At 59.0% G+C, this 19,776-nt stretch carries 21 protein-coding genes and 1 pseudogene; 8 read left to right on the forward strand and 14 right to left on the reverse strand.

Annotation, left to right across the window (positions count from 1 at the left end; all coding sequences use genetic code 11):
- Position 1: 1 nt before the first annotated feature.
- The 5 genes from hydA to P9A16_RS30900 form a co-directional block, all read right to left on the reverse strand.
- The gene (gene hydA, locus P9A16_RS30880; protein WP_024270038.1) at positions 2-1,402 is read right to left on the reverse strand and encodes a dihydropyrimidinase; all 1,401 of its coding nucleotides are present in this window, start codon (positions 1,400-1,402) and stop codon (positions 2-4) included.
- Between the two features lie 18 nt (positions 1,403-1,420).
- Complete coding sequence (locus tag P9A16_RS30885) at positions 1,421-2,701, reverse strand: cysteine desulfurase-like protein (protein WP_024270037.1); 1,281 nt, start codon at positions 2,699-2,701, stop codon at positions 1,421-1,423.
- A gap of 26 nt (positions 2,702-2,727) precedes the next feature.
- Entirely contained in the window at positions 2,728-3,465 is a 738-nt protein-coding gene (locus P9A16_RS30890; RefSeq protein ID WP_024270036.1) for an amino acid ABC transporter ATP-binding protein, read from the reverse strand.
- Positions 3,462-4,136, reverse strand: a complete 675-nt coding sequence (locus P9A16_RS30895) for an amino acid ABC transporter permease (protein WP_024270035.1) — start codon at positions 4,134-4,136, stop codon at positions 3,462-3,464. The genes P9A16_RS30890 and P9A16_RS30895 overlap by 4 nt, the downstream gene beginning before the upstream one ends.
- A 68-nt stretch (positions 4,137-4,204) precedes the next feature.
- Positions 4,205-5,005, reverse strand: coding sequence for an ABC transporter substrate-binding protein (locus tag P9A16_RS30900; protein ID WP_024270034.1), 801 nt, complete (start codon positions 5,003-5,005; stop codon positions 4,205-4,207).
- 185 nt (positions 5,006-5,190) lie between these two features.
- On the opposite strand from P9A16_RS30900, the gene P9A16_RS30905 reads away from it, so the two are divergent.
- The 3 genes and pseudogenes from P9A16_RS30905 to P9A16_RS30915 all read left to right on the forward strand — a co-directional run.
- Entirely contained in the window at positions 5,191-5,880 is a 690-nt protein-coding gene (locus tag P9A16_RS30905) for a FadR/GntR family transcriptional regulator (RefSeq protein WP_024270033.1), read from the forward strand.
- A gap of 30 nt (positions 5,881-5,910) precedes the next feature.
- Positions 5,911-6,552, forward strand: coding sequence for a substrate binding domain-containing protein (locus tag P9A16_RS30910; protein ID WP_024270032.1), 642 nt, complete (start codon positions 5,911-5,913; stop codon positions 6,550-6,552).
- 170 nt (positions 6,553-6,722) lie between these two features.
- Positions 6,723-7,523, forward strand: a pseudogene (locus P9A16_RS30915) (chromosome partitioning protein ParB); the annotation flags it as partial.
- Between the two features lie 351 nt (positions 7,524-7,874).
- Here the strand turns inward: P9A16_RS30915 and P9A16_RS30925 are convergent.
- The 5 genes from P9A16_RS30925 to wrbA all read right to left on the reverse strand — a co-directional run bounded on the left by P9A16_RS30925 (position 7,875) and on the right by wrbA (position 11,241).
- The gene (locus P9A16_RS30925) at positions 7,875-8,408 is read right to left on the reverse strand and encodes a dihydrofolate reductase family protein (RefSeq protein WP_278026307.1); all 534 of its coding nucleotides are present in this window, start codon (positions 8,406-8,408) and stop codon (positions 7,875-7,877) included.
- Between the two features lie 19 nt (positions 8,409-8,427).
- Complete coding sequence (locus tag P9A16_RS30930; protein ID WP_037405260.1) at positions 8,428-8,760, reverse strand: YciI family protein; 333 nt, start codon at positions 8,758-8,760, stop codon at positions 8,428-8,430.
- A gap of 1 nt (position 8,761) precedes the next feature.
- On the reverse strand, positions 8,762-9,277 hold the full coding sequence (locus tag P9A16_RS30935; protein ID WP_278026308.1) for a winged helix-turn-helix transcriptional regulator: 516 nt from the start codon (positions 9,275-9,277) through the stop codon (positions 8,762-8,764).
- Between the two features lie 117 nt (positions 9,278-9,394).
- A complete protein-coding gene (locus tag P9A16_RS30940) occupies positions 9,395-10,588 on the reverse strand; it encodes an MFS transporter (RefSeq protein WP_037405231.1) in 1,194 nt (397 codons plus the stop codon).
- Positions 10,589-10,614: 26 nt separating this feature from the next.
- Positions 10,615-11,241 carry an NAD(P)H:quinone oxidoreductase gene (wrbA, locus tag P9A16_RS30945; protein WP_023511899.1) on the reverse strand — a complete coding sequence of 209 codons (627 nt, stop codon included), beginning with the start codon at positions 11,239-11,241 and terminating at the stop codon, positions 10,615-10,617.
- A 101-nt stretch (positions 11,242-11,342) separates the two neighbouring features.
- Between wrbA and P9A16_RS30950 the strand changes: the two genes are divergently transcribed.
- Entirely contained in the window at positions 11,343-12,263 is a 921-nt protein-coding gene (locus tag P9A16_RS30950) for a LysR family transcriptional regulator (RefSeq protein ID WP_024270029.1), read from the forward strand.
- Positions 12,264-12,672: 409 nt separating this feature from the next.
- Here the strand turns inward: P9A16_RS30950 and P9A16_RS30955 are convergent, their stop codons facing one another.
- The 3 genes from P9A16_RS30955 to P9A16_RS30965 are packed head-to-tail and all read right to left on the reverse strand — an operon-like array spanning position 12,673 to position 13,901.
- On the reverse strand, positions 12,673-13,158 hold the full coding sequence (locus tag P9A16_RS30955; RefSeq protein WP_024270028.1) for a nucleoside deaminase: 486 nt from the start codon (positions 13,156-13,158) through the stop codon (positions 12,673-12,675).
- Positions 13,158-13,532 carry a DMT family transporter gene (locus tag P9A16_RS30960; RefSeq protein WP_024270027.1) on the reverse strand — a complete coding sequence of 125 codons (375 nt, stop codon included), beginning with the start codon at positions 13,530-13,532 and terminating at the stop codon, positions 13,158-13,160. The genes P9A16_RS30955 and P9A16_RS30960 overlap by 1 nt, the downstream gene beginning before the upstream one ends.
- 48 nt (positions 13,533-13,580) lie before the next feature.
- Positions 13,581-13,901, reverse strand: a complete 321-nt coding sequence (locus P9A16_RS30965) for a DMT family transporter (RefSeq protein ID WP_024270026.1) — start codon at positions 13,899-13,901, stop codon at positions 13,581-13,583.
- A gap of 135 nt (positions 13,902-14,036) precedes the next feature.
- On the opposite strand from P9A16_RS30965, the gene P9A16_RS30970 reads away from it, so the two are divergent.
- Entirely contained in the window at positions 14,037-14,918 is an 882-nt protein-coding gene (locus tag P9A16_RS30970; RefSeq protein WP_024270025.1) for a LysR substrate-binding domain-containing protein, read from the forward strand.
- 480 nt (positions 14,919-15,398) lie between these two features.
- On the opposite strand, the gene P9A16_RS30975 is transcribed toward P9A16_RS30970, so the two are convergent.
- On the reverse strand, positions 15,399-16,454 hold the full coding sequence (locus tag P9A16_RS30975; RefSeq protein ID WP_024270024.1) for a GNAT family N-acetyltransferase: 1,056 nt from the start codon (positions 16,452-16,454) through the stop codon (positions 15,399-15,401).
- Between the two features lie 542 nt (positions 16,455-16,996).
- Between P9A16_RS30975 and P9A16_RS30980 the strand changes: the two genes are divergently transcribed.
- The 3 genes from P9A16_RS30980 to P9A16_RS30990 all read left to right on the forward strand — a co-directional run bounded on the left by P9A16_RS30980 (position 16,997) and on the right by P9A16_RS30990 (position 19,714).
- Positions 16,997-17,194 carry a hypothetical protein gene (locus P9A16_RS30980; protein ID WP_023517386.1) on the forward strand — a complete coding sequence of 66 codons (198 nt, stop codon included), beginning with the start codon at positions 16,997-16,999 and terminating at the stop codon, positions 17,192-17,194.
- On the forward strand, positions 17,191-17,643 hold the full coding sequence (locus P9A16_RS30985; RefSeq protein ID WP_023517387.1) for a phage integrase family: 453 nt from the start codon (positions 17,191-17,193) through the stop codon (positions 17,641-17,643). The genes P9A16_RS30980 and P9A16_RS30985 overlap by 4 nt, the downstream gene beginning before the upstream one ends.
- Before the next feature lie 1,060 nt (positions 17,644-18,703).
- The gene (locus P9A16_RS30990) at positions 18,704-19,714 is read left to right on the forward strand and encodes an IS110 family transposase (RefSeq protein WP_443021720.1); all 1,011 of its coding nucleotides are present in this window, start codon (positions 18,704-18,706) and stop codon (positions 19,712-19,714) included.
- Positions 19,715-19,776: the final 62 nt, after the last annotated feature.

Consider the following 19,776-nt stretch of genomic DNA (forward strand, 5'->3'; position numbering starts at 1 on the left):
TCTACACAGATGTCGAACTTGCACGTGCTAGATAAGTGCCCAAGCCCTTGGCGGCGACCAACGCCTCTCCATCGGTCACTGTCTTGCCCCTCAGCATCATTCGTACCGGCCAGCCTGTCACCTCAAGCCCTTCATACGGCGTGTAGTCGGCTCCATGATGCAGGATATCATTGCTGATGATGACTGTTTTGTTCGGATCCCAGAGCGCGATGTCAGCATCCGACCCAATGGCGATCGTGCCCTTGCGCGGATAGAGGCCGTAAAGCTTGGCATGGTTGGTGGAGGACAGCGCGACGAATCGGTTGAGGTCAATGCGACCCTTGCCGACGCCTTCCGAAAACAGGATCGGTAACCGCGTTTCGACGCCTGGAATTCCGTTCGGTATCCATCGGAAGCTTCGCTTGCCCTTTTCATTAAGCTTGCCCGCGTCATCGTCATAGCGAAAGGGGCAATGGTCGGACGAGAACAGGTCGAACGTCCCGTTCTGCAGTCCCTCCCAGCAGGCAATCTGGCTTTCCGCGTCGCGTGGCGGTGGAGAGCAGACGAATTTCGCGCCTTCCAATTCCGTGGCGTCGAGGTCGCCGGCTGTGAGCATAAGATATTGCGGGCAGGTTTCACCCGCCACCTTGCTGCCGCGTGCCCTCGCTCGCTGGATTTCTTCCATTGCCTCCCGGTTCGATACGTGGACGATGACGATCGGTGTATCCACGATCTCGGCTAGTGAAAGCGCCCGGTGCGTGGCTTCCCGCTCGGCGGCAATCGGGCGGCTTGTGGCATGAAACTTCGGAGCAAGCTCGCCATTTGCTTCGTGGCGACCAATCAAAAAACGTATTGCATCCTCATTTTCGCAATGAACCATCACCATGGCTCCAGATGTCCTGGCGCTCTCGAGCGTCGCCAGGATTTCGTCGTCACGCAGACGCAGGTTTTCATAGGTCATGAAAACCTTGATCGACGTGTATCCATCCGCCACCAGGGCTGGCAGTTCCTGCCCGAGTACATGGCCCGTCGGGTCAGTCACGATGATGTGGAAGCTGACATCGACGAAACACTCGCCCTCCGCTTTTGCGTGATACGCCTTGAGCGCCTCCCGCAGCGTCGATCCTTTTTCCTGTAGGCAGAACGGCATGATCGTCGTATTCCCGCCAAAGGCTGCCGCGAGCGTGCCGCTCGCGAAATCGTCGGCCATGACGATCCCGTCGCCGGATGGCTGCGCCAGGTGCACATGGCTGTCGATACCACCAGGCATCACATAGAGGCCGCTGGCATCGATGATCTCGTCCGCAACATGAAGGTTCTCGGCCATTGCGGTGATGCGGCCATTGCGAATGCCGACATCGCATCGGAAGGTATCGCTGGCGGTAACGACGGTACCGTTCCGGATGATCGTATCGAAGGACATGTTGGGCTCTTCCGGTTCTCAGGCGGCAGTCGCGGAGTTGGCGGACGATGCGAGGATCATATCCAGCGCCTTCGTCATCCTGTCGATTTCTTCGATCGTGTTGTAGTGGACCATTGAGACCCGGACCATGCCATTGTTCTCAGTGAGATCGAGATACTCCGCAAGGCGCCGCGAATGAAAGTCGCCAAACCGGATTGCGATCCGGTGGGCGTCCATCGCCTTGCAGATTTCCGCAGAATCCCTGCCGTCGAAGACAAAGCTGACCGTCGGTATACGGGTGCCGTCACGGTTGGCGCTATGGCCGACAATGCGGCAGTCGTTGCGGCCACGCAGATAGGTCAGCAGTCGATCGACAAGTTCGTTTTCCTGCGCCGTGATCGCACCATAAGCCGCAACGATCTTCTCGCGGGCAGAGCCGGTTTCGCCAGCCATTTCGCCGATTTCGGTAAGGTAGTCAACAATGCCGCAGGTTGCATAGGCAAGCTCGTAGTTCGGATTGCCGGGTTCCAGTTTGCCCGGCACTTTGTCCTTGCCGTAGAAATAGTGATAGAGCGTATCCAGTTCCAGGAGGTGGTCGTACTTGCCGTACATTAGCGCATAGTGGGGACCATAGGTCTTGTAGAGGCTGAAGACGTAGTAGTCGACATCGAAGGCCTGAACGTCGACCGCGCGATGCGGCGCATAGGCGACGGCATCGACACAGATGCGCGCGCCCCGTGCATGAACGAAATCGGCGATCTCGCGCACCGGATTGATCGAACCGAGAATATTGGACACGTGGGTGACGCACACGAGCTTGGTGCGGGCCGACATAAGCGGCTCAAGATCGAGAAGGTCTAGCGTGTAGGTGTCCTTGTTGAGCGGCCACGTCTTGATGATGATGCCTGCGTCACGCAGCCTGTCCCACGGTCCGATGTTCGATTCATGATCGGCGATAGTGATGATAATCTCGTCGCCCGGAGCAAGTTGGCTCATCATCGCGCGGGCGAGGTTCTGCAGGAGTGCTGTCGTCGAGTTGCCAAAAACGATTTCTTCCGGCCGTGACGCGTTTACGAGATGCATGGCCGCAGTTCGTGCCTCGTAGAGTGCCTTTGCGGCTGCCTGCGAAACCTCGTAGCTTCCGCCGATCTGGACATTATTGTCGTAGAGGAAGGTATTGATCCGTTCGACCGCCCGCTTCAGAATCTGCGACCCGCCAGCATTGTCGAAAAATGTCCAGCCATGGGACAGGCCGGGAAACTGGCTGCGGACGAAATCGAGGTCGAGCGCGCCTTTTGCGGATGTATTTTGGTTTGGCATATGGTCCTCCAGACCCAATTTTGTTTTCAGTGATCGAGAACCGAGCGGAGGAAGCTGCGCGTCCGGTCTTCTCTGGGATTGTCGAAGATTTCGGAGGGTGTGCCCTGCTCGACGATGCGGCCGCCGTCCATGAAGATCACTCGATCGGCCACCTGGCGGGCAAAGCCCATTTCGTGTGTGACGACGACCATGGTCACGCCGGTGCCAGCAAGCGTCTTCATTACGTCCAGCACCTCACCGACCATTTCCGGATCAAGTGCGGAGGTCGGCTCATCAAAAAGCATGACCTTGGGTTCCATCGCCAAAGCGCGGGCGATTGCGACGCGCTGCTGTTGGCCGCCGGAAAGCTTGCCCGGATACTTTTCGGCCTGTGCGGCGATGCCGACCCGGGCTAGCAGGTCTCGGGCCTTGCGTTCGGCTTCCGCCGGCTTCGCACCGCGCACCCGCATCGGCGCCAGCATAACGTTCTTCAGCACGGTCAGATGTGGAAAGAGATTGAATGACTGAAAAACCATGCCGACTTCGGCGCGCACCTTCACCAGCGCCTTGCCAGGACCGACGGTAATGCCGTCTACGACGATGCTGCTCTCGTCGGAAAAAGCCTCCAGGCGGTTGACGCAGCGTATCAGCGTTGATTTTCCGGACCCGGATGGACCGATTACGCAGACAACTTCGCCTTCCGATATTTCGAGATCGATGCCGTGCAGGACAGTGAAGGCGCCATAGGCTTTTTTCAGGTTGCTGATCTTGATGAGGGGGGTCATGAGCGTTTGTCCTTGCCGAAACCTTTTTCCAACCGCGCGACGACGGCGACCAGCGGCCAGAGCAAGGCGACATAGATCAGCGCAGCGCCGATTAGAGGCGTGGGGTTGGCAGCCAGCGCCTGCGCCTGGGTCGCCTGCTTAAGGAGATCGGGCATGGCGACGACGGAGGCTAGGGCCGTATCCTTCAGGACGTTGATGCAATTGTTCGTCAATGGCGGAATGACGATCTTGATCGCCTGGGGCAGGATTACGTCGACCATCATGTGGCGACCTGAGAGTCCCAGCGCTTGCGAAGCTTCGAACTGCCCATGCGGGATGGCCTCGATGCCCGCGCGGAAAATCTCCGCGGTGTATGCGGCAGAGACAAGTGTGAGCGCAACGACCGCAGAGACGAAGGGCGAGAACCGGATGCCGACAAAGGGCAGGGCGTAATAGACGATGATCAACAGCACTAGGAGCGGGATCGAGCGGAAGATGTCGATGTAGATCTTGGAAAGGAATGGCACCGGGCCCGGCCCATAGAGCCTGACAAGAGCGAGGAACAGTCCGCCGGCGAGACCGGCAACGATGCTGGTGACGCCAATCTCCAGTGTGACGAGCAATCCCGATAGCAGAAGCGGGAATGTGTCGATCAGGATGGGAATATTGAAGAAGGTGTTGACGAGATTCATGGAGCCACCGGCTGTCGCTGTGGAGTTGGCGGCGACACCAGCGTGCCGCCGTCACGAGGAGGCGTGGCTTACTTGGCGACCGGCATGTCCATCACCATGACAGTCGAGGTGGTGTCCTCAGCCTTGGCGCCGAACCAGGTCTCATGCAGCTTGGCGACGAAACCTTCCTTCTTCAGCGTCGAGATCACCTCGTTGACCTCCTTGGCCAGCGGGTCGCCCTTATTGAACATGACCGAATACTTTTCACCGGTAGGGATACGCTCGACCACCTTGAGCTCCGGCTTATCCTTGACGTAGTAGAGCAGTGCCGGGATATCGCTGATGTAACCATCCACGCGACCGGCAACGAGGTCGAGCATCGCAGGCGACAGGCCTTCAAACTTGCGGATTTCGCCAAACTTGTATTGCCCACCGTTGTTGGTTGCCCACATGTCGCCCGTCGAGCCAGTGTCGACGCCCACGACCTTGCCTTCCATGCCCGAAAGCCCGGCAATCCCGCTGGCTGCCGACACCGTCAAGGACTGATCGCTGTCGTAGTAGGGCTGTGCGAACGTGACGGACTCCAGCCGTTTGTCGGTGATGGTGATTGACGATATCGCCATATTGATGCGGCCGGACTGGACGGCCGAAAACAGGCCGTTGAACGGAACATTAACGAACTCGACCGACTTGCCCAGCCGCTTGCCGACCTCGGCTATGAGGTCAACCTCGAAGCCAACCGTTTCGCCTGACGCATTTTGGAATTCCCACGGAACGTTGCCAATGTTGGCGCCGACGGTGAGGTCGGCGGCGATAGCGGAAGTGGAAAAGATTACCGCAGCAAGCAGGGCGGAGGTGGTCGTTGAACTTAAGAGTGTAATCGCTTTCATGAGGTTCCCCTTGATTTTTTGGCGATGAAACGGTTACGGTTGGTCTAACTGGTCAGACCAGTAGGACCAAAGAAGCACGCCCGTTTGGTAATTGCAAGAGATGGTGCCGATAAAATAGACTTGTTGCGAGATTAGCCCCTTAAGATCAGGCACGGGCGGTGTCGCAGGGGTATGGAAAACATACGATGCTGAACAAGACTCTGCTGCCACAATCCGTCGCCCGCGAAATCCAAAGCATGATTCAGAGCGGCAGCCTCAAGCCGGGGGAGAAAATTCCCTCGCAGCGTGAGTTCTCGCAAAAATTTGGTATCAGTCGTGCCTCTCTACGGGAGGCTTTGCTGACCCTCGAAACCCTCGGCTTGCTGAAGACCGAGGCGGGACGGGGAACGTTCGTTTCCGGTGGTGCTCCGTCCGCTTCCAATCACATGGGCCCCTGGCGCTACTCCGACAGCTATTCGGTTTTCGACGTGTTCCAGACCCGGATCATGTTGGAAGGGCAGATGGCTAGTCTTGCAGCAGGGCGGCTTATGGCAAATCAATTGGATCAGATGGAAAAAATGACCCAGCAGATGGAGCAAGGCTGGGCGCAGCAGGATCTGTTGGCCAACGTCGAAGCTGACTTGGAATTCCATGCCATCATCGCGTCCGCTTGTAGCAATACGATGCTGCGTGCGCTCTATCAAACTGTGCGCGAGCAACTAACTGCCACCCAGCGTCAAGCAATTCCGATCACCGATCCCGCTCGCATGAGTGAATCAATCGCAGAGCATCGCCGCATCGTCGCGGCTTTGCGCTTAAATGATCCCGCAGGCGCTCGGTTAGAAATGGAAACGCACATTCGAAACACGGCGCGTTGCGCGGGCTTGGAGCCCTAACTGGACCGGGCTGTCGAAGAGTGCAGGGCGATGCAGGTCGAACCAAGGGGCACGCTGCGCCTCTCGGCCTCCGTCACCTTTGGACAACGCATCACCGTGCCGCGTTTGAGCGGCTTCCGAGCACGATATCCGGCTGTGACCGTCGAGGGGTTGTTTTCGGATAGCATCATCGACCTGGTAGCGGACCGTGTCGACCTTGCCATCCGATTGGCCCCAATGATTGATGGCAACTATGTCGTGAGCAAGCTCATGGACACACGATACCGCGTCGTCGCCGCGCCGGACTGTTTGCGCCGGTCGTCTAGGCTGGAGCAGCCTGAGGATCTGGCTCATCACAGGGCCATCCTCTTTCCCTATCGGGATTACCGGTCCAGATGGATATTCCGCGACGCTGCCGGCGCCCTGACCGAGCAGGCGGTCGAGGGCGATCTGGTCCCCTCACCGGCAGGTGCCATCCACTACGCAGCCCTTGCCGGTCTGGGCCGCGTGCTCCTTCCGGACTGGCTGATTTCAGATGAAATCGAACAGGGGCTATTGCATGCCTGTATCGGGGGCTGGGATGTCACCGCGACGCGCTTCGATACGGCCGCCTGGCTGATCTATCGCAGCCGCAGTTTTCTTCCCGCCAAAGTGCGGGCGATGATTGAATTCCTTCGCCGGTCGATGGCCTAGACTTGGGTGGAACGCCTCAATCCTCAACCCCGGATTGCCGATCGTGATCCTCAGGGGTGATTTGGGGCAGTGGAAGTGGAAATGCCCTAATATAGACGGTCCGTTTTGTAGAGCGCACAACGGATAGAAAAACGACTGAAATGGGGCGCGAAGCGGCCGTTGCAAGTTAGATCGATTCCAAGCGCCATGCCAACGATCCCGACGAAATCGCGCGCGTCGGTGCGTTCATCGTCGTCGGCCATAACGGAGTTGTTCGGATCGAGCGTGGTTTCATGCGGGCTGAGGACGAGGCACCGGAGCCGGAGGCGGAAACCATCGAGGATGGCGAAACCGTCATCGACGGCGTGCGCGTCAGCGGCGATGGTGAAATCCTGGACAGCGACGGCGAGGACGGCGAAGGCGAGGACCGTCCCGAAGCCGAGCCAGAGCGGGAAGAAGAGGCCGGGGACGCTGGCAAGCCGCTGCCGGGTTCCCTCATTCGCGACCTGACCGCGCACCGCACCCTTGGCCTGCACCTCGCTCTTGGCGAGCAACTGGATATGTCGTTGATTGCCGTCATCCACACGCTGGCGGCGCAGACCTTCTATCGGGGCGGCAGCACGGCCCATTGCCTCGAAATCACCCCCACCAGCAATTACCTCGCCGCCCACGCTGACGGCATAGAGAACACGGCGGCGGCGAAGATGCTGCATGACCGCCACACCGGATGGGCGGTGGATATGCAGCGCGATGTGGCAGTGGTCGACCTCTGGGGCTTCGTCGCCGGTCTCGACCATGCGAGCCTCATGGCATTGCTCGCGCATTGCGCCTCGCTGACCGTTAATGCGGTGAAGCTCCCGTGGGAAACCAGCAAGCGCCGCGCCCATGAAACGGCGGACAAGCTGGCGACGGCGGTGACGCTCGACATGACGGCGCACGGGACGCCGACCGTGCGGTCGCGCGGCCCGATCACCTCATGCGTTGCTGCGGTTGCCATCACCATAAAGGAGAAGAACCATGGTTGCCGCGGTGCTGATGAGCGTCTTGGCTGTCGCCGGGCTTTGCATCCTGGCCGATAGGCTCGCCGCCTATCCCTTGCCTTTCAAGCTCGGCGCGAACGCCGCGCAGTTCGCCTATCAGGCGCTGGTCTTCGCCGCGCCCGCCGCCGTCGCGGGCTATGCGCTCGTCCACGGCGTCACAAGGAAGCTGTACCGTCCGAAATCTGGCCGCAAATCTTCTGCATCATCGGCGGGGCCTTGGTCGGAGTTTCCTCGTCGCTCCGCTTGGCGGGTGATATGGGTCCGCCCACGAGGTAATTCAATGTCGTCAGGAGAGCGACGCGATTAAGCGGGAGCGTATGTCAACCTGATACCTTCCCCGCCAATTCGCTCACTGGACACAAGGCGGAGCGGCGGCCGAGGGCGGGAGAAGAAGGGCTTTCCGCGACCAACCACCACGGGCTGAAGGTAGAGACGAAATTCGTCGACCAGGCCCATATCGGACAGGCTTTGCGCCAACGTCGGTTCAGAAGCGGAAATCTCTCCTGTCAGCTTAGCCTTCAGCTCGCGTATCACGACCTCTACGTCATCCGCGACAAGCGTGGCATTGGGACCGACCGACTTCGACGAGCGCGATACGACCCATTTCGGCTGGCGTCGCCACGCCACCGCGAAGTCGTGCTGTTCCGAGGTCCAATCAGGATGGTCGTCGTACCAATAGCGCACGACTTCGTACATCTGGCGACCGTAGATGGTGCCCGCCAGATCGCCGACGTGTTCGGTCCTGTGACAAAAGAGTTCGGCATCAGGCACCGGTAAACCCTGAAAATCGAAACAGCCATCGAGGGACAGGTCCATTCGGAATACGATCTTCGCCATGCTTCAAATCCTCATCGGATCAAGTCGTCTCGTGCAGCGGCCAGACTTCAACGACGCCGTGCGCGACCGCGCAGGGCACATGCGAAACCTTCTTGATGGCTTCGGCCAAGTCGGCGGCCTCGATGATTGCAAAACCGGCGATAGGCAAGGCCGACGATTTAAATGGTCCCTGACGGGTTTCAATGCCGCGAGCCTCAGGATTGCGGACCTGCACAGGCGCGCCAGCGATCCCTATCACCGCGCCTTCGGACAGCAATTTTGCATCCTGAGCATGGGCGGCGTCCCTGACTGGGCGCGGCGTGCGGTCGTAGCCAGCCTGGTCGCCATATCCGATTGTGATGAACTTGGGCACGTCATCGTCTCCTCTCAGGGGCTGGTGCAGCGGTCTCGACGATAACGGCTGCGTAAGTGGCTCGCAGATGCCCCGACACGAACGGACCGTTCTTGGGTTTCGGTATGCCGAGATGGCGCTCACGGAGCTCAGCCATGAACGCCCCCTGCAGTTCCTGGCCTCCGTCTTCGATCACCTGATTGTGGATCGCCAGCTCGGGCGCCGTCGGAAGAAACCGCCGTCCCCAGGTGCCGAGTGCAACCACCGCAGGTGGCAGTGCGATGGACTTTTTGGTCAGATTGTAGATCGCCCGTTGCCTGCGGTTCGGATCGGCGGCACTCGTCAGCAGTCCTTCCGCGACCAGCTTGTTGAGTTTGGCCCCTAAGATAATGGTCGCGATCCCTTCGAGCGAATGGCCGCGGATATCACGGAACGATCGCCCGTCGCCAAATATGATGTCCCGAAGGATTGCAAGGCTCCAGGCATCGCTGAGCACCTCGGCGGCTAGGTTGATGGGGCAGTTGGATCGCACCTTCATTGTGGGAGTATCGCAAATCTGATTGCAGTATGCAATCGGTTATTGAGCCGATACATGATGCAGGAGAGCCGTGCGCGTCTTGCCTCGCCAAGATTGTGTGGTTGAATTCGATGCTCATCAGCGGTCTCCAATTCCAAAGCTGACCCGCTCTGCGCCGACCCGCCTGAGCGTCGAGGCCACCACGAGCACGGCAATCAGCGCCGCGCCCGCCACAATGTAGGCGGCTGAACCCCAGCCAAATCGATCCAGTGCGCCGCCGATGGCTGTCGGACCAAGAATCTGTCCGAGATTGTTGCCTTGAACGATCAGGCCCAGAACGATCGGAGCCAACCCTGCCGCTGGCGCCACAAGTGGCGCTGAGGACAGCAGGATAGCCGGGATCACACCGCCGACAGCCGAGAACAATAGGCACAGGCCGAAGGCCGCACCGTCCGGCAGCACGGGGAGAAATATTCCGAAGCTGGCCAGTCCCATGACGAGGCATGCAGCGATCAGCAGCGCCGGGCGGCTGAAGCCTCTAGAGAGGAGCAGGCCCGCTGTCAGATTGCCGATGACGTTCACGGCCGAGGTCAGAGCGCTGAGCAATCCGGCCGTCTGGTGCGTCACCTGCAGCCGCTCCATCAGCAGCACCGGCAGGAAGCTGAAGACAGCGAAAAACATCAGGCTGTAGAGCGCAACGGTGATCGCCAGCCCAATAGCGCCCCGGTCGCGCGCCACGGTCATGCTGTCGCGGCGCAAACCGTTCCAGGACATGACCTGGCCTTTGCCGCCGGCAGGAATGACTAGTGGAACGGCGATGCAGATGGCTAGCGTCAGCGCGCCGCTTGCCCACCACATCGTCCGCCAATCCTCGAACAGCGGTCCCACCAGCATCGCCACCGCCAAGCCGACCGGCATGAAGCAGCTCCAGAGGGCGAAGGCCAGATCACGATCAGATGGTAGCGTAACCTCTTCGAACAAAGAGGGCGCGGCGACCGTCACCAGCAGGAAACCCGCCCCTTCGACAATTCGGCCGGAAAACACGCTGGGCAGTCCCGGTATCGCCGCGCCAAGCGCCGCGCCGGCTGTCGTGACCAAAAGCCCGATGATGAGGATGCGCCGTGCTCCGAAACGCGCGACAAACGCACCGGTCGGAATGCCGCCGACAAGACCGATGAGCGCAAATATACCCGCTAGCCAGCCGATCGCCGTCAGCCCGATTCCAAAATCATTCTGCAACAGCGGCGCTGCAATCGTCGTCTTGCCAGCCTGCAAGGCGGGTGCAATCCCGCTGCCAACGATAAGGAACACGGCAGTCCAGTGCGTGGACATTGCTCTCGTTGTTGATGGCGTGTCCATCACGAGCCCTCTGCCGCGCGGCCAGCCACGAGGGCAGCCGCGATCTCGGCGACATGGCGTCCCTGGAAGCGCGCACCCTCCAGCTCGTTGTCACTCACCTCGCGATGCCCTCCCAGTCCATCATCGGCGAGCGTTGATGCACCATAGGGCGAGCAGCCGGTGATTTCGTCCATCCGCATCTGGCCCTTGAAGCTGTAGGGCAAGCCGATAATGATCATGCCGAGGTGGAACAGAACGGTTTGCGTGGACAGAATCGTTGTTTCCTGCCCGCCATGCTGGCTGCCGGTCGAGGTGAAGACGCTGCCGACTTTTCCGACCAGCTTGTCCTCAAACCAGAGCCCGCCGGTCTGGTCGAGAAAATTCTTCATCTGGGACGCCATATTGCCGAAGCGGGTGGGCGTTCCGATGATGATGGCGTCGTATTCCGTGAGTTCGGCCACCGTTGCGACCGGCGCGGACTGGTCGACCTTGTATCCGGACTTTGCGGCAACCGCTTCGGGAACAAGCTCTGGCACGCGCCTGATCGCTACGGTCGCACCGGCCTGACGCGCACCTTCAGCCATGGCCAAGGCCATCGCCTCGATGTGCCCATAAGAGGAGTAGTAAAGCACCAGCACCTTAGTCATCTCGTTGACCTCGCATTGATCTCGTTGGGCGGAAGGTTGCATCAAACGGATGATCGAAGTAAGTGAAATAAATATGATTTAGATGATCACGGTAATAGATCATGCTGGATGCCCTTACGCTCGATCAGATCCGGACCTTCGTAGCGATTGCCGACAGCGGCAGCTTTCGCTCCGCAGCTCATAAGCTTTCACGCGTCCAATCGGGCGTAAGCGCCACCATCGCCAACCTTGAGGACACACTTGGCGTGAAACTGTTCGATCGTTCCGGTTACAAGCCGGCCTTGACGGCGCAGGGACAGGTGTTGCTCGGCAACGCACGCGACATCATTCTGCGCGTGGACGTACTGCGCGCCCAGGCACGCGGCTTTGCGCATGGTGTCGAAACGGAACTCGCGATTTCTGTCGACACACTATTTCCCATGCAGGAGGTCGCACGCGCCATCTCACGGTTGCGACACGATTACCCTGCCGTTGCCGTCCGTGTTTGGTCGGAGGCTATGGGCGGTCCGCTCGACGCGCTCAGGAACAGCCGTTGTGCGCTTGCGGTTATGGTCGGTGAAGATTTCCGCGACCCCCGCATCAAGTTCGAGCCGCTGATATCCATCAGCCAGGTTGCGGTGGTCGCCTCGTGCCATCCACTGGCCCTCCGCCATGCGGGCCATCCAATGGAGCTGATGGATGTTGCCGATCATCTCCAGATCGTTCTGACCGATCCATCCGATATATCTCCGGGCCGAGATTTCGGAGTGGTTTCGTCACGGACCTGCCGCGTCAACTCGCAGGACACCAAGCACAATCTCATCCTGGGAGGAGCCGGATGGGGGCGACTGCCTTATTGGCTCGTTAAAGGGGGCCTGGAACAAGGAACACTCGTGCGTCTCAATGTCAGCGCCATGGGCCTCAATGGCGAGGTCACCTCTAGTGCCTATGTCGCCCACCGCCGGGATGAGGCATTAGGACCTGCAGCGCAGAAACTTGCCGATCTGCTGATCAGCCATGAATATGGTGATCAGAGTTTGTAAGGACCTCCATTTTTAAAGGTCTCACATCCTGATCAGAACTTTGCGCACGGCCTCCGCTCCGCTCTGGCTGGGCCGCTTGGTTGGTTCGTATTCGCCGCCCACAACCCGAGCCATCAATGGCATTAAATGTCGGCCTCAATCGCCTGCTTTGGACGCTAGCCGAGGGCATGCAGCGCTCGAAAGGGGACGACTGATCGGGACAAGGCCGCCGCCGTTGCGGCCTTGTCGTGTGTCTTAAGACTTAAAAATTGCGGCTCGTCGCCTATGCCAACCTCGCATGCAAGGCAAGCACTGTAGGACATAGCTGCCCACACCAGGCGATCGGCAGGTCTTTTGCGGTCAGGATAAGAGGTTCTATGCGGAGGCTGACTTCGTAAAGCCGCGATCCTCATATTTCGGCGCGGTGTTCCTATGAAACACGTCGTTCCGGGCAAAACGCCAGAAAAGGATGCAATCCCTCTGGCACCGCCAGTTTGCTTACCTCAGGCGACAACCAGGTCTGCGGGTCGTCGGCGAAGAGATGGTAGCTGCCTCGATAATCGAAGCCGTACGCGGCGACCTCGTCCCGGTCGACAGCGAAGAAGACCTGCGAAATACCAGCACTGCGCGCGTTCATGTAGCACATCGCGCATGGCTCTGCTGACGCGAGCAAGGTCGCTCCGATCAGATGGGTCGTGCCGTGCGTGCGGCAGGCATCACGTATCGCCTCGACCTCGGCATGAGCGGTGGGGTCGTGATGGGCCCGTACACGATTGACCCCGCGCCCGAGAAGCTGGCCGTTGTGATCGACGACGAAGGCAGTGAATGGAATGCCGCCTCCGTGGACATGCTCCATAGAGTAGGCGACGGCCTCCTCCATGAGCTGCGCCAGGCGGGATGAAATGCCGGCAACCATCAGGATGTCCCCTGGAGCTTCGGACTGTCGGAGAGCTTCAACCAGACGACCCCGGCGATAATGACCGCGAGCCAGAATGCCTGCATCAGTGTCAGCGGCTGGTCGAGAAGGACCGTGCCTGCCGCAGCAGCGCCGACGGAGCCGATGCCCGCCCATACAGCGTAGCCAATTCCCACATCGATGGTCCGCAAGGCGGCGCTGAGGAAGTAAAGCGTAAGCAGGAAGAAGAGCAGAGCGGCCACGGACCAACTCAGGACCGTGAAGGCCTGGCTGCCGCCGACGCTGAGCGCATAGCCAATTTCGAAGGCGCTCGCGAGCATCAACATGGTCCATGCGCGTCCGCTGCTTTGGGGCTGTTCGATTGCATTTGTCATTTCAGTATCCTTTTAGATCGGAAGGGATGGGTGGAGGAGAAGTGATTGCTATGCCGCGCCGCTTAGGCGAAGACCGACGACCCCGCCGATGACGAGGGCGATTCCGAGCAGCTTTTTCACGTTTAGTTGCTGGCCGAAGAACAGGGCGCCCAGAATGACGATGCCGACGCCCGCAACGGAGGTCCAGATGGCGTAACCGACACCAACATCGAAGGTGAGCAGAGCGAGGCTGAGGAAGAAGGTGGCGATTGCGCCGCTGACCAGGGTCACGGCGGTCCACCCGGTATGCGTGAAACCTTTCGCCTTCCCGGCACTGATCGCTACGGCGATTTCAAAGATTACGGCAGCTCCAAGATATAGCCAGCTCATCGAATTTTCCTTTCATTGCTGGTTGGAATTGCTTTGAAATTATCAGGCGTGGAAAAAACGGGCCAAAGCGTATATCTCAGGGGCTGAATGAATCAGATTCATCATGGGCGATGATCAGTCTCGAAAGGTCTATCGTTGCGAAAGCTTCCGCCGCTCCACGGCTTGCGCGCCTTCGAGGCCGCCGCCCGGCATCTGCATTTCTCAGCTGCGGCCGAAGAGCTGCATCTAACGCCGACAGCAATCAGCCATCAGGTGCGACAGCTTGAGGAGATTCTGGGCGTCGAGTTATTTCGGCGCTATCCGCGCCCGGTACGGCTTACAACAGCGGGAGAACAGCTGTTCCCGGTACTCAGGGATTCCCTTGATCGCATCGCGACCGCCATCGAGCAGTTGTCAGACCGTCAGGATGGCCCACTGCGCCTTTCCGTTACAATGGCTTTTGCCAGCAGGTGGTTGATGCCTCGTCTTCCGCAACTGCGCGAAGAGACAGGACTGAGCGTTGCCATCGAGGCGGATGATCGCGTCGCGGATTTGCATGTCTCGGGTATCGATATGGCGATACGCTATGCCGAGCGCCCTGGCGCTGACGCCGAATGGCATCGGCTGTTTCCAGACCGCATCGTACCCGTTTGCGCTCCTGGCCTGTTGTCGGGCACGGAGCTGCTTTTACCGGATCAAGTCCTCGCGCTGCCGTTGCTGCACTATCGCTGGAGATCGGGAGCTGCAAATGCGCCGAACTGGGAGCGATGGCAGGCCCATGCACAGGTAGACGGCGTTTCACCGAAAATCAGCCAGACATTTTCCGAAGAAGTCCACGCTTTGGACGCCGCTCTGGCAGGTCAGGGAGCCGTGCTCGCCTCGGAACATCTCGTCGGAGACCAATTGAAGACCGGCGCGCTCTTGCGGGTGTCAGATATCGCTTTGCCGGGGCCAACCTACTGGGCGGTCTTCCTCGCGAGCCATCCGGCAAAAGAACGGCTCACAACACTGCTGGATTGGTTTCGGAAACAAACCTGACGACTACAGATGCTGATTGTCATGCCGTCGCACCCGCTACGTCGGCACAAGCCTGAGACGTCACAGACAGAAGTCTCCGCGAGAGGATTCAGTTGAGAAAACGATTCTCACGAAGGACTGCTTTAGCGAGAGCTACGAACGCGCGAATCTTCGCTGAGGCGGACCTCCCCTCTGGATGCAGGATATGGATGGGTATGCGCTCAAGGCTGCCAAAGCCGCAGGCAGGCCAGTCGATGATGGGACTGCCTGGCAAAATGGTCAGCTGGGCGACGACATCAGGCATCTGGTCGAGCAAGGCAGGACTCAGTGAGTCAATCCGCTGTCCTGAAACATCGCTCGAAACAGCGAGGCAACGCTTCCGTTAACGACGAACCATGCGGCTCGCTGTAGTCTCGCGTTGACGGGACCCCAGTCGCACGACCGATTAAGATGGCGCCAAACTGGCCGCATCGGACGATGCGGCCAGAAAGTGCTGGGTGACTAGAGTTCCAGCTCACGCTTGCGCGCGAGCAGTGCCCTGAACTCCGGATCGTCTGCGAGGGTTTGTAGTGCCCAGAACTCTTCGAGCCACTCTGCTTCGCCCTCCCAATCGCTTTCGATCAAAAGTCTCACATTTTCCAGGGCGCCTTCGCGATCGCCGGCAAGTGCCCGCGCTCCGGCAGCATGGAAGCGGCTCCAGTTGATCTGCCCGCTGGCTCGCTCGAAATGCGAGGCCAACTCGCGGCAATGATCAGTGTCGAGATCACCGACGTTCTCGGCAGGCAACCGGCAACTATAGGCCACATGCCGATCCAATTCCGAAAGGCCGATGGATCGGCCGATGGCGATGGAGCCCTTGTTGGATTCATGGCTGTGCCATTCGACGCCATGCAGGCCACGCCGCACACATTCGGCGGTGGTCATCGAAGCAACCACACGCCCGAGCCCCAGCCGGCGGAAATCGGGTTCCGTGCCGACGCCGACTTCGCACCGTTGACCGCTGACGCTGTCCGTCACGCTATGGCTGACGATCTGCCCATTGTGCAGAGCGCAGTACCCAACAGCCTGGTTGAAGAACGCCTCCGGAGAGGTCCAGCCCTCGACGCAATCCTCCACCGTTTCAAGATTGCCAGGCTTGCGATCGAATAGCGCTCGATCGATCGGCAGGATCTCAAATCCTGGACCTGGCTGACGTACTGCCGGCAAGGCTGTGCCCGCAACATGCCCCATGCGAACACGCGGATGAGGGATTGCGAACCCATTGCTCCACGCCTTCGAAAGGTGTGGAACCCAGCGGGTTTCCGCAAAAAGATAGGCCCAGTCGGGGATTGTTTCCCGCAGGCTAGCGAGAGTTTCGTCCTCGGTGTCCGGGTTGCCCGCGAGATAGTAGGCGTCCCCGTTGGCGACGACCGTCACCTGGGGGCTGATTGGATTGTCTACCCACACCTCGCCATCGATCGTACCGTCAAGGACGGATGCGATAGCAACGTGGATAGAAGAGAGTTCAGCTAAAATAGTCTGAGCGACCGAATAGGTCTCGTGCTCGAGTTTTTGCATTGATAAGCGATCCTATGGATGCGGCGGCGCTTTGCGCCTGCACCATCGATGGGAACAAGTGGAACAGATCATCTGCTCCGAAGGCAGCCGGCATACGCCCGCCGGCACTCGGCATGGTGTTGGCTGCCATCTTGGTACCTCGCTCATCACTATCGGCTACTGCGATTGGTTCGCAGTAGGGCTCCTTTAATTCGTGGACTGACGCCGGGCAAGTGGTTCACCGCGAGAATTGTCATCCTCCCTGCGGGTGGGCCGTTTGGCTCTTGGCGGCCCGATACAAAACCAACACCAAGATATTGTTGGCGAAAGCGCAATGCTGTACTGCCTCGTTCGCGCATATTTTCCTACTGAGTCAGAGAGTTAACTTAAATGAATCTTCCACTGAATGGCGCAGAGATAACGTTTCGACGGGTTACGTCTGCAAAGGTCTCTGAAATTTGCGAACTGAGCGAGACCCTGCCTGACGATCAGAGGGAATTTGTCGCGGAAACCCGCACAGTGCCGGCATAGAGGCCGGTGTCGTTCACCTGGCGCATCTGCGGGTGGGCCAGATCAATAGCTGCAGCTTTCGCGTCGGCAGTGCGTCCAAGCCGGACAAAAAGGATGGGGACTGCCTCGTCTTTACCGTTAGCTCAGTCGAGCGCGACAGCCTGCTCTTTGCGCTGAAGAATGTCGAGGAGCGCGCCAAAAGCCTGCGTGGGCGCTACGTCGCGGCACTTAAAGGGGAGATGGCACAATGACCGCCTCCCTCACCACCGCCGCCCGAATCACCATCGAGCTTTCCGACGATCTGCTCGGCATCATCAACAAGGCGCCGAGACGCGGCCTCCATCTCGTTAGCAACGCGCGCGGGAAGGCATTCGTCAAGGAGAGCTTCGGAAACTGGTTCAGGGATAGGTGCACTGGGGCCGGCGTGACGAAATCCGCTTACGGTCTCAGGAAGCTGAGCGCGACACTGGCGGCCGAGGGTGGCGCCGCCACGCATCAGCTGCTCGCCCAGTACGGCTGGACGAACATCGCAACGGCCGAAATCTACACAAAAGGCGTGTACCGGAAGCGGCTCGGCATCGAGGCCAGCCGCATCGTCGCGGATCAGATCGGGAACATAAAATTCCCTCACTCTAATCCAGATGAGGGGCTAATCCAGATGAGGGGGAAATCCGAAAAACAGAATAAAAACAAATCCTAAGTAGATCGGTTTTGACCTCTCATCCACCATCGCCACGACCCGTTCAGGACACACGCTGCGCTGCCGACGGTACGAAACATCGCCCGGGTGAACATGAACTTCCAGACCAATCTACGCCTACGTGTATAAGCAAGTTGAGCCGGGTGCATCCACACATGACCCGGGATTGCAGGAAAGAAAGATTCACCCGGTATTGACGCCATCTTCGTCCATGCGATCACGTTGAGCATCTACCTCCAAGAAGCGTAAGACTTGAGACCCGGGAGCCTCCCCTCTTATAGCTCAACCGGGTCTCTCACTGACTAGAAATGAAGAGCCAACAGATCATCTACTGTATCGACATTTCCTTGCGCCAGCGAAAAACGATGCTCACTGACAACGCGCAGTCTCACCGTGATTTTGAGGCATCGAGCTATAGATGATGCCTCACCAGCGGCCACAAGATCATCGCATAGATCGTGATGGATAGCCCGACACCGATCGCGCGCCCGATTTGGTAGATCGCATCGTCGCGATGGATCGGGCTTCTATTCGGTCGCCTTGAAGTTGCGCTCGGAGTTCTCATAGTGCCTTCGCTAAAAACGGTAGAAATAGTAGACTGGCGATGATGATGCATGCGACGGTCGCGCAAACCTCGGCGGCTTTCTCTGTTTTCGTCTTGGCCACACCCGCTCTCATGTTTTCTGATTATCTTCTTGTTCTCGATCAAAAACTGGAAATATCTGATAGTCAATCCAAGAAATACGATGATCAATTTATAGTGTATATCAGCTATCGGTAGCTTTTGTCCGTAAGCCTTCCGGGGCGCGGCGACGGCGATATAGCCCTCCCTGGAGTTTAGACTGACACCCAAAGGATAACATCATGTTTGCAACGCTATCTCTGGTACTACTGGAGCGCGCCTATAACCGTGCCTTCATCAGCGCCCAGCGCACCAATGCCTAGATGCCGTAATGGGCCGGCGTCTCACGAGTAGCCAGTTTCGTGGCTGTCCCTCAGAATGATGATGTTTGGAACGAGGTCCGAGCGATCGGCCTCAAGCATCATGCGAGGAACAGCCATGGGGTATTATGCAGGCATCGACGTCTCGCTGAAAGAGAGCAGCGTGTGTGTGGTCGACGCGACGGGCAAGCTGGTTCGGGAGGTCAAGGTAGGCAGCGAGCCAGAATGCCTGGTCGGGTATTTTGATCAACTGGGCTTTCCCGTAGAGCGCATCGGCCTTGAAGCGGGGCCTTTGTCCCAATGGCTGTATGCGGCTCTCGTTGCTGCGGGGCATGATGTGGTTTTGCTGGAAACGCGGCATGTGAAGGCGGCGCTTTCGGCGATGACGGTGAAGACTGACCGCAAGGATGCACGAGGGATCGCGCAACTGCTCCGCATGGGATGGTATCGCCCGGTTCACGCCAAATCGTCGCCGGCCCAGGACACTCCGGCTCTATTGGTCGGCCGCAAGCTTCTGCAATCCAAGCTACTCGACGTCGAGCTCAGTATTCGGGGCATCCTGCGTGGCTATGGGTTAAAGGTCGGCGAGGTCAGCCGCGGGCGTTTCGAGGCGCGCATCCGCGAACTGATTGAAGGGCATTCGACATTGTCGACGGTGATTGACGCGATGCTGACGGCGCGAGTAGCGCTGTGGAGCGAATTTACGAAGCTGCACCGCGAGATGCTCAGGATCGCCCGCGCCGACAAAGTTTGCAAAAGGCTGATGAGCGCACCAGGCGTCGGTGCCCTGATTGCGCTGACCTATCGCTCCGCGGTTGATGATCCTGCCCGGTTCGAAAAGTCCAGGACGGTGGGTGCCTACTTCGGTCTGACGCCGAAGAAATATCAATCCGGCGAAACCGATCGGGATGGCGGAGTCAGTAAGGTCGGCGACGCTATGGTGCAAACGGCATTGTTCGAGACCGCCCACATAATGCTGACGCGGGCGACGCGCTTTTCCAGTCTAAAACGTTGGGCGCTCGATGTGGCCAGGCGTCGCGGGATGAAGCGTGCGAAGGTCGCCCTTGCCCGCAAACTCGGTGTCGTTCTTCACCGCATGTGGGTGGATGCAACTTTCGCTGGAGCGTAAGCCCTGTCGCGGCATGAGGAGAGATATGTGATTGATGCAGGCAAGCACAAGGTCTGCATCTG

This window comes from Shinella sp. 838, from assembly GCF_029623935.1.
GTDB lineage: Bacteria > Pseudomonadota > Alphaproteobacteria > Rhizobiales > Rhizobiaceae > Shinella.

Excerpts from the sequence above, each read along its gene's own strand:
- hydA (WP_024270038.1), bottom strand. The coding sequence starts at position 1,402 with ATGTCCTTCGATACGATCATCCGGAACGGTACCGTCGTTACCGCCAGC.
- P9A16_RS30885 (WP_024270037.1), bottom strand. The coding sequence starts at position 2,701 with ATGCCAAACCAAAATACATCCGCAAAAGGCGCGCTCGACCTCGATTTC.
- P9A16_RS30890 (WP_024270036.1), bottom strand. The coding sequence starts at position 3,465 with ATGACCCCCCTCATCAAGATCAGCAACCTGAAAAAAGCCTATGGCGCC.
- P9A16_RS30895 (WP_024270035.1), bottom strand. The coding sequence starts at position 4,136 with ATGAATCTCGTCAACACCTTCTTCAATATTCCCATCCTGATCGACACA.
- P9A16_RS30900 (WP_024270034.1), bottom strand. The coding sequence starts at position 5,005 with ATGAAAGCGATTACACTCTTAAGTTCAACGACCACCTCCGCCCTGCTT.
- P9A16_RS30905 (WP_024270033.1), top strand. The coding sequence starts at position 5,191 with ATGCTGAACAAGACTCTGCTGCCACAATCCGTCGCCCGCGAAATCCAA.
- P9A16_RS30910 (WP_024270032.1), top strand. The coding sequence starts at position 5,911 with ATGCAGGTCGAACCAAGGGGCACGCTGCGCCTCTCGGCCTCCGTCACC.
- P9A16_RS30925 (WP_278026307.1), bottom strand. The coding sequence starts at position 8,408 with ATGGCGAAGATCGTATTCCGAATGGACCTGTCCCTCGATGGCTGTTTC.
- P9A16_RS30935 (WP_278026308.1), bottom strand. The coding sequence starts at position 9,277 with ATGAAGGTGCGATCCAACTGCCCCATCAACCTAGCCGCCGAGGTGCTC.
- P9A16_RS30940 (WP_037405231.1), bottom strand. The coding sequence starts at position 10,588 with ATGTCCACGCACTGGACTGCCGTGTTCCTTATCGTTGGCAGCGGGATT.
- wrbA (WP_023511899.1), bottom strand. The coding sequence starts at position 11,241 with ATGACTAAGGTGCTGGTGCTTTACTACTCCTCTTATGGGCACATCGAG.
- P9A16_RS30950 (WP_024270029.1), top strand. The coding sequence starts at position 11,343 with ATGCTGGATGCCCTTACGCTCGATCAGATCCGGACCTTCGTAGCGATT.
- P9A16_RS30955 (WP_024270028.1), bottom strand. The coding sequence starts at position 13,158 with ATGGTTGCCGGCATTTCATCCCGCCTGGCGCAGCTCATGGAGGAGGCC.
- P9A16_RS30960 (WP_024270027.1), bottom strand. The coding sequence starts at position 13,532 with ATGACAAATGCAATCGAACAGCCCCAAAGCAGCGGACGCGCATGGACC.
- P9A16_RS30965 (WP_024270026.1), bottom strand. The coding sequence starts at position 13,901 with ATGAGCTGGCTATATCTTGGAGCTGCCGTAATCTTTGAAATCGCCGTA.
- P9A16_RS30975 (WP_024270024.1), bottom strand. The coding sequence starts at position 16,454 with ATGCAAAAACTCGAGCACGAGACCTATTCGGTCGCTCAGACTATTTTA.
- P9A16_RS30985 (WP_023517387.1), top strand. The coding sequence starts at position 17,191 with ATGACCGCCTCCCTCACCACCGCCGCCCGAATCACCATCGAGCTTTCC.
- P9A16_RS30990 (WP_443021720.1), top strand. The coding sequence starts at position 18,704 with ATGGGGTATTATGCAGGCATCGACGTCTCGCTGAAAGAGAGCAGCGTG.